The sequence below is a fragment of the Microcoleus sp. S13_C3 genome (genome assembly GCF_036700905.1).
In the GTDB taxonomy this organism is placed as follows: domain Bacteria; phylum Cyanobacteriota; class Cyanobacteriia; order Cyanobacteriales; family Microcoleaceae; genus Microcoleus.
The window spans coordinates 1-7,072 of the sequence record NZ_JAUBPT010000122.1 but is presented as its reverse complement, the minus strand read 5'-3'; the positions used below and the strand labels follow the sequence as shown (position 1 = coordinate 7,072).

7 protein-coding genes are annotated in these 7,072 nt (G+C 43.7%); 2 read left to right on the top strand and 5 right to left on the bottom strand.

What is annotated here, in order from left to right; all coding sequences use genetic code 11:
* The first annotated feature begins 145 nt into the window (after positions 1–145).
* Complete coding sequence (locus tag QUA16_RS26450; protein ID WP_333107190.1) at positions 146–1,480, top strand: CHAT domain-containing protein; 1,335 nt, start codon at positions 146–148, stop codon at positions 1,478–1,480.
* A gap of 461 nt (positions 1,481–1,941) precedes the next feature.
* Here QUA16_RS26450 and QUA16_RS26445 read toward each other — a convergent pair whose 3' ends face one another.
* The 4 genes from QUA16_RS26445 to QUA16_RS26430 form a co-directional block, all read right to left on the bottom strand.
* Positions 1,942–2,244 (bottom strand): type II toxin-antitoxin system PemK/MazF family toxin, encoded by a 303-nt coding sequence (locus QUA16_RS26445; RefSeq protein WP_333107192.1) that lies wholly within the window; start codon positions 2,242–2,244, stop codon positions 1,942–1,944.
* Positions 2,245–2,249: 5 nt separating this feature from the next.
* Positions 2,250–2,531, bottom strand: coding sequence for a hypothetical protein (locus QUA16_RS26440; RefSeq protein WP_333107193.1), 282 nt, complete (start codon positions 2,529–2,531; stop codon positions 2,250–2,252).
* A 145-nt stretch (positions 2,532–2,676) separates the two neighbouring features.
* Positions 2,677–2,856: a hypothetical protein gene (locus QUA16_RS26435; RefSeq protein ID WP_333107196.1), complete on the bottom strand. Its 180-nt coding sequence runs from the start codon at positions 2,854–2,856 to the stop codon at positions 2,677–2,679.
* A gap of 25 nt (positions 2,857–2,881) precedes the next feature.
* On the bottom strand, positions 2,882–3,502 hold the full coding sequence (locus QUA16_RS26430) for a calcium-binding protein (protein WP_333107198.1): 621 nt from the start codon (positions 3,500–3,502) through the stop codon (positions 2,882–2,884).
* Positions 3,503–3,684: 182 nt separating this feature from the next.
* Between QUA16_RS26430 and QUA16_RS26425 the strand changes: the two genes are divergently transcribed.
* The gene (locus QUA16_RS26425) at positions 3,685–6,105 is read left to right on the top strand and encodes a tetratricopeptide repeat protein (protein ID WP_333107199.1); all 2,421 of its coding nucleotides are present in this window, start codon (positions 3,685–3,687) and stop codon (positions 6,103–6,105) included.
* Positions 6,106–6,183: 78 nt separating this feature from the next.
* Here QUA16_RS26425 and rph read toward each other — a convergent pair whose 3' ends face one another.
* Complete coding sequence (gene rph, locus QUA16_RS26420; RefSeq protein ID WP_333107201.1) at positions 6,184–6,900, bottom strand: ribonuclease PH; 717 nt, start codon at positions 6,898–6,900, stop codon at positions 6,184–6,186.
* Positions 6,901–7,072: the final 172 nt, after the last annotated feature.

The window sequence follows — 7,072 nt, the reverse complement described above, 5'->3', positions numbered from 1 at the left end:
CAATTCGCCGCCAATATTACCAAGGGATAGATCGCGATTTGATAGAGGGCGAGCGTTTTTTTTCGAGCCAAACCAACCCTTTAGTCGCGAACAGCGGCAGAACCAAAACAGAATATCGCGAGATATAGGAAAACCCGGAGACAGGATGCCGCCCGAAAGAATGCAATTTCCCAGAGGACTGAGAAATTTCATCAATTCAAATATCAGAGATTCAGTTATTCAGTCAGCATTTCGCGGCGACATCGGCAGGAATTTGGAGGCAGGCCAAATATCGGCAGCTTTGTCTCTGCTGGACAAATCTTTCAGCCAAGAATTCGGGGAATATTTAGGCATCAACATTAGCAACGAGTTGGTATCCCCAGAGGAAATTCAAAAAAAGTTAGCATCGGTGGGCGCACAAACCGGCACGAAACCCAGCTTAATTTATCTGTTCTCGCAGCCCGAAGAATTAAATTTAATGCTGATCACTTCTTGCGGTGAAGTGGTTCACAAAAGTGTGCCGTCAGCGAACCGGCAAGAACTTCTGAAAGTTGTAACTCAGTTCAGGGATGAGATTACCAAACCGGGAGTCAGGGCTACTACGAGTTATCTACCATCTTCGCAACAGCTTTATAAGTGGATGATTGCGCCTTTAGAGGACAGTTTGAAAAAGTGCGAAACCGATACTATTTCCTTTGTTGTCGATCGAGGTTTGAGAGGTATGCCCTTTGCTGCTTTGCACGACGGACAGCAATTTTTGGTGGAAAAGTACAATCTCAGCCTGATGCCCAGCATTAATTTAACAGATACTCGCTACGTAGATCTCAGAAATTCTCAAGTTTTAGCAATGGGTGCCTCGGAATTTTCCGAGTTGAATCCTTTGCCTGCAGTTCCTGCAGAAATAGCCGCTATTTCCAGAGAGTGGCCCGGAGTCAGTTTTCTGAATGAGGGTTTCACTTTGGAGAATTTGAAGCGACAGCATCAAAGCCGGCCTTTTGGGATTATTCACTTAGCTACTCACGGCGAATTTCGACCTGGAGTACCGAATAATTCTTTTATTCAGTTGTGGAATAGTCGGCTGCGACTGGATCAATTGCGGGATTTGAGATTGAATGATCCGCAGGTGAATTTATTAGTTTTAAGTGCTTGTCGGACTGCGGTGGGAGATGCACAGGCGGAGTTGGGTTTTGGGGGTTTGGCGCTGCAAGCGGGGGTGCAAACGGCTTTGGGGAGTTTGTGGTACGTGAGTGATGAAGGTACTTTGGGATTGATGAGTGAGTTTTACCAGCAGTTGAAGACGGCGCGAATTAAGGGGGCGGCGCTGCGACAAGCGCAAATTGCGATGTTGCGGGGGGATGTGCGTTTGGAGGGTGGCCGATTGCGGGGTTTGAGTCGGGGTGAGGGCGTGGAGTTGCCGACTTCGCTGCAAGGGTTTGCGGATTTAAAGTTGTCGCATCCTTATTATTGGTCGGCTTTTGTGATGATTGGGAGTCCTTGGTGAGTAGTGATTAGTGATTAGTGATTAAGCTTTTGCACATTTAAACTGTGAACTAAAATTTGATAAAGTTCTTGTGGGGAGTAGGGGTTGGGCGTCTCGCCCGCACAAAAATACAATTTAGATGCAGAACAGCTTAGTTATTAGTTCGATATCAATCAATACGGTTCAGTTAATGTTTTTTTGTCCGAAGAGAGCGCATAGCTAAGAAATCGCCGTATCTGTTTTTCACAGGGTTTTCTCTCCCTGAGTGTCTTATCTGAACTGTATTGGAAGATGTAGAACGTGAGGTTTCTCCTCACTTTTCTTTTTTGTCGCCCTCTGAGATTATGGGATTTTTGGAAATGCAAGAAAATGTGGTGAAACGTCGATGAGTCGAGGGTTTAGGCAGTGGGTGAGGAGTCAAATTCAGTCTGGGGAATGAAAGGGATATTTATCTGTCTGAAAGCTAAAAAAATATTTTTTAGCTATAAATTCAAAAGAATACGCAGTCTTTCTTCTACCATCATTAATGTTGTGGGAGAAACTGTACCCCACAGTTCAAAAAATCTTTCTATACTGATCCATCGCACATCTTCACATTTAATGAAACTTCGCTGTCTAAGTCCTCCTTCTGGGGGGTTAACTTCGACGTGCCAGGGAATTCCTTTATCTTTCGATGTGACTGGTAGTACGACAACTAATCCCGAAGCACCCTGATTGAATAAATCTACAGATGTCACTAGACAGGGACGCTTGCCAGCTTGCTCTCTTCCTCGTGTTGGGTTCAAGTCAATCAGCCATATATCACCCCGTGATGGTTTTGCGGATGTGATTCTAAATCATCCTCTAAAGTGATATCCCAAGCTTCCCGTTCTTCAAGTTCTTCTTGCCAAGCTTCTGGGCGATCGCGTAAGGTAAGATAAGCTTGGTTGGCTGCTGCTAAAAACTGTTGTCTTCGGTATTGTTCTATTGCTTGTTCGAGAACTGTTTCGATTGGTTTTCCTGAGAGTGCAGAGATTTCTGCGAGGGTTTGATAAGATGTATTGCTAATTGTAACTGTAGAAGTTTGATCCATGTTACTTTTTTAAGTAGTAGGACACAATTAATTACACAAAAATTTGGGCTACAAGCCTTGTCTAGTAAAGAATCAGCAAAAAATCAGTGTGTAATTAATTCTGTCCAATTACTTATTTACCTCGACGTTACGCAACTATTATAGCTTAAAAGCTTGGGGTCGCACAGGCGGGACGCCCGTTCCACGATGGACGGGGATGGATGAAAGGGCGATCGCCCTTTTTAAGAGCGTGGGATAAAGAAGCGATCGCTCGAGAGTCAGAAGCCACAAAACCAATTCGATCGCTCTTTTCATCCGTCAAGAGCGATCGCACTTTCGCAAACAAGTTTTTCCGGCTGAAAGTTCCAGTTTTATGTGGCTATGAAATCTCTGGTTGAGAGTTGAATACTGCCATTAGATGACGATACCCCCAATGCAACAGCAAAAACTTCACTGGGATTGCTACTTAAAACAATGGCTGTATCATTGATGGAATAGCCATTATACTGATTACCAGGGCGCAATTGATATTGACTGAGGCTTCCTTGGACTTTGATCTTATCACCCTGCGATTTTGAAAAATCTTCAATGACAGCCCAGTCCCGCATACCTTCGTAGCCCTTAGCGTACCAATCCCCGATTATAAAAGTATCAGAGCCTTCACCACCCCGTAATGTGTCCTTTTCTCCATTGCCTCCTTTATTGTACCAAAAACCATCTAATACATCGTTACCCGATCCACCATTTAGGTAATCTGACCCTTGCTGACCACGCAAAATATCATTACCACTTTCTCCATAAAGAAAGTCATTATCAAATCCTCCAAGCAATGAATCATTCCCATTTCCACCATATAAATTGTCGTTTCCAAAATCACCAGTTAAGGTGTCATTGCCCTCATAACCACGCATCAAATCACTTTGGGTAGTCCCGTAAAGCCGATCATCTTTAGTCCAAAACTGATACCAAGGATCGCCAGAAATAACTGCCATATTAGAGTCCTCCACAAAATGCTTAAAAAAACTTGGACTTACTCAATCCATAAGTACACTCTATCGACTGATTAAAAGCTTGTCAGTGGGTAAAAGTTTAGTGAAGTCGGCATTTGAAAAAATAGCTGAGTCGGTTAAAGCCGGTTAAAGTAGAGAAAGCAGGCACTACCTCCAACAGCAATATGGACGCAGAACAAGCATTAGACTTTATTAACTCGCAACTTGTCGCCAAGAAGCTGAAAAATCTGAATACCCTTGAAAGCACTATTTTTCAAGAGGCTTGGAAAGGGAAAGAGGGGATGACTTATCCTCAGATCGGAGAGAAAAGTGGCTATCCAGGCGAGACGGTGAAGAATACTGCTTATGACTTGTGGCAACGGCTGCTAAACTTATGTGGAGAGAAGGTGAATCAAAGAAACCTTCAGGCAGTAGTAGAGAGGTATTACCGTACTGTCTCTAAAACAAGCTCCCAATCTGCAAAAGTTAAACCCTCTCAAGAACTTACAGGGTCGATCGCACATCCCTCAATACCAAACCACAATTTTGTGGGACGCGAAAAGGCGATCGCCTCCCTCAACACCCATATCAACCAAGGCGCAAAAATCATCGTTATCCAAGCTGCGGGCGGTGTCGGCAAAACGACTTTGGCCGAGGAATATCTCATCTCTCAGGGTTTTGAGTTAGTGCTACACCTCCCGATGGCCAAGGAAAAAGAGAACATCCAACTTGTAGAAAGTGTAATTGAAGGATGGCTGAAACAAGACTTCGAGGAAGAACCAGGGCGAGAGTTTTGGGAGATGTTGCGGCGGCTAAAGCGGCAACTTCAAACTCGCAAAATAGGTGTGCTCATTGATAACTTAGAACCCGCACTAGATGGACAAGGCAGATTTATTGAACCCCATTGCCGCTATGTTGAATTGTTGCGAGTTTTGGCTGATGCAAATGTGCTGTCTGTGACGCTGATAACCAGCCGCGATCGCCTGTGCGAACCTGATGTAAATGTTGCTCACTATTTATTGCCCGGATTGGATGAGCAAGCGTGGCAGCAATTTTTTATGAGTCGCCATATTAATATAGATATTCCCACACTGAACCCGATGCACAAAGCCTATGGAGGAAATGCGAAAGCAATGGGTATCCTCTGCGGTGCAATTCAAGCAGATTTTGATGGAGATATGGTAGGTTATTGGCGCGAGAATAGTGGCGATCCGTTGGTTAAGACTGACTTAAAAAACTTAGTAACCAGTCAGTTTGATCGCCTGCAAGAACTTAGCTCAGAAGCTTATCAACTCCTCTGCCGTTTGGGATGCTATCGCTATCAGGATGTGCCGACTGTCCCGACTGAGGGATTATTGTGTTTGTTGTGGGATGTGCCAGAAGGGCAGAAGCTGCGGGTGATTGAATCGCTGCGAAATCGATCTTTGGTAGAGTGTTGTAAACGAGAATATTGGCTGCATCCGATGATTCGGGAAGAGGCAATCGCACGTTTGAGAGCAAGTGAAAATTGGGAAGAGGCGAATCGCAAAGCAGCAAACTTTTGGACGGATAGTGTTAATACTGTGGAGACTGTAGCAGATGCTAGAAAAGCGTTAGAATCTTATTATCACTATATTGAAATTAAAGAATTTGATTGGGCAGGTGGAGTTTTCGTAATTTGGAGACCAAACAGATGGACAAAACGAGATAAAGGTGAGTCACTTGCTGGGAGTTTAGATCGGCTTGGTTTATTGCAACAGACTATTTCAGATATCAGCCAAATAATTGATAAAATATTTGTAGGAATTAATAATGCTTATTTACTAATTCAACTTTATCTATGGCTAGGGGAAATACACTCGAAAAGCAAACCAAATCGGGGTATAGATTATCATAAAAAGTCCCAGACAATCGCAGCTCTTTTTTCAAAAGATATATATAAAAAAGAAGAAGACGTAGAAAGCTTATTAAAAGGTTTATATTTAGTTTCTTTTGTAAACGTTGGATATGGGTATATATCCCTTTGGGAGATAGACGCAGCAAAAATAAATTTTGAAGAGTGTTACTTAGCAACTCACTATTCCGAGCATTATTTTGTTTCACTAGATGCGTGTTATTTTTTAGCTTTTTGTAATTCATGCTTGGGTTTAAGTCAAGAAGCACTTAATTTAGCTGAAAAAGCTTATCGTGAAATTTCAATAACTGAGTGGCAGCCTTGGAGTCACGGGTGTGCATTAGTATTTTTAGGGTTAACCTATAAAAACTTAGGGGAAATACCCAAAGCATTTGAAATGTTTCAAAGGGCTATCAAGTTCGCTGAAGACAGCTACTACCTTCAGCTTAAGGGGAAAGCTTTAAGTGGTTTAGCAGAACTCTATCGCATACAGGGAGAATATGAAACAGCGCGTTCTCATCATTCAGAAGCAACCGAAATTCTCTATAAAATCGGCGCGAAATGTGACCTAGCTGAAGCTTACTATCAACTTGCCTTAACTTACCAAAAGATGGGTGATGCCGAGAAGAGTCAGACTGCGTTTCAAGAGGCGATTCGACTCTTCAATGAAATGGAAGCACCGAAGCAAGTGGAGAAAGTGCGAAAGGCAATAGGTAAGAACGACGAAGTTTAGTTTTGGATATATAAATACCCTCTTAGTCCGCGAAGGCGGACTTCGTTTGTGTAGACGCGGTTTCAACCGCCGAATTATCTAAACCAAAGCCTGCCGCTGAGCCTCCAACAATTCCTGAATCCCTATTTCTGCCATATCCAAAATTTGATTTAACTGACTGCGGCTGAAACTTCCTTCTTCCGCAGTTCCCTGAATTTCAATAATATTCAAATCTCCATTCATTACCACATTACAATCAATTTCAGCCGCCACATCTTCAAGATAATTCAAATCTAAAAACGGCTCGCCTTCCAAAAGCCCCACAGACACGGCCGCCACTTGGCGAATCAAGGGCGATCGCACCAAATCACCTTTTTGCACCAACTTATTCAAAGCGTCAGCCACAGCCACAAACCCGCCCGTAATTGAAGTCGTGCGAGTCCCAGCGTCCGCTTGCAAAACATCCGCATCCACAAGTATGGTGCGTTCCCCCAATAATTGCATATCCAAGCACGATCGCAAACTGCGCCCAATCAACCGCTGAATCTCTTGAGTCCGTCCCGATAATTTCATAAATTCCCGCTCTTGTCGCTGCGGTGTAGATCCCGGCAACATTCGGTATTCCGCTGTTAGCCAACCTTGTCCGGTATTCTCCAAAAATCTAGGCACTCCCGGCTTGATTGTCACGCTGCAAAGTACCTGAGTATCGCCACTTTTTGCGAGCACGGAACCGCTAGCAAATTTAGTAAACTGTCGATCGAAACTAATCGGACGAATTTGATTTGGTTGTCTGCCATCGGGACGTTGGAAAGACATAAGCTAATTAGTAATTGGGCATGGGGCATTGGGCATTGGGCATTGGGACAGTTGTACGCTCGCGTAGCCGAAGTATCGGGGATTCGTAATTCTTCCTACTGACTACTGACTACTGACTACTGACTACTGACTACTGACTACTGACTACTGACTACTGACTACTGACTACTGA

Excerpts from the sequence above, each read along its gene's own strand:
- QUA16_RS26440 (WP_333107193.1), bottom strand. The coding sequence starts at position 2,531 with ATGGATCAAACTTCTACAGTTACAATTAGCAATACATCTTATCAAACC.
- QUA16_RS26425 (WP_333107199.1), top strand. The coding sequence starts at position 3,685 with ATGGACGCAGAACAAGCATTAGACTTTATTAACTCGCAACTTGTCGCC.
- QUA16_RS26430 (WP_333107198.1), bottom strand. The coding sequence starts at position 3,502 with ATGGCAGTTATTTCTGGCGATCCTTGGTATCAGTTTTGGACTAAAGAT.
- rph (WP_333107201.1), bottom strand. The coding sequence starts at position 6,900 with ATGTCTTTCCAACGTCCCGATGGCAGACAACCAAATCAAATTCGTCCG.
- QUA16_RS26450 (WP_333107190.1), top strand. The coding sequence starts at position 146 with ATGCCGCCCGAAAGAATGCAATTTCCCAGAGGACTGAGAAATTTCATC.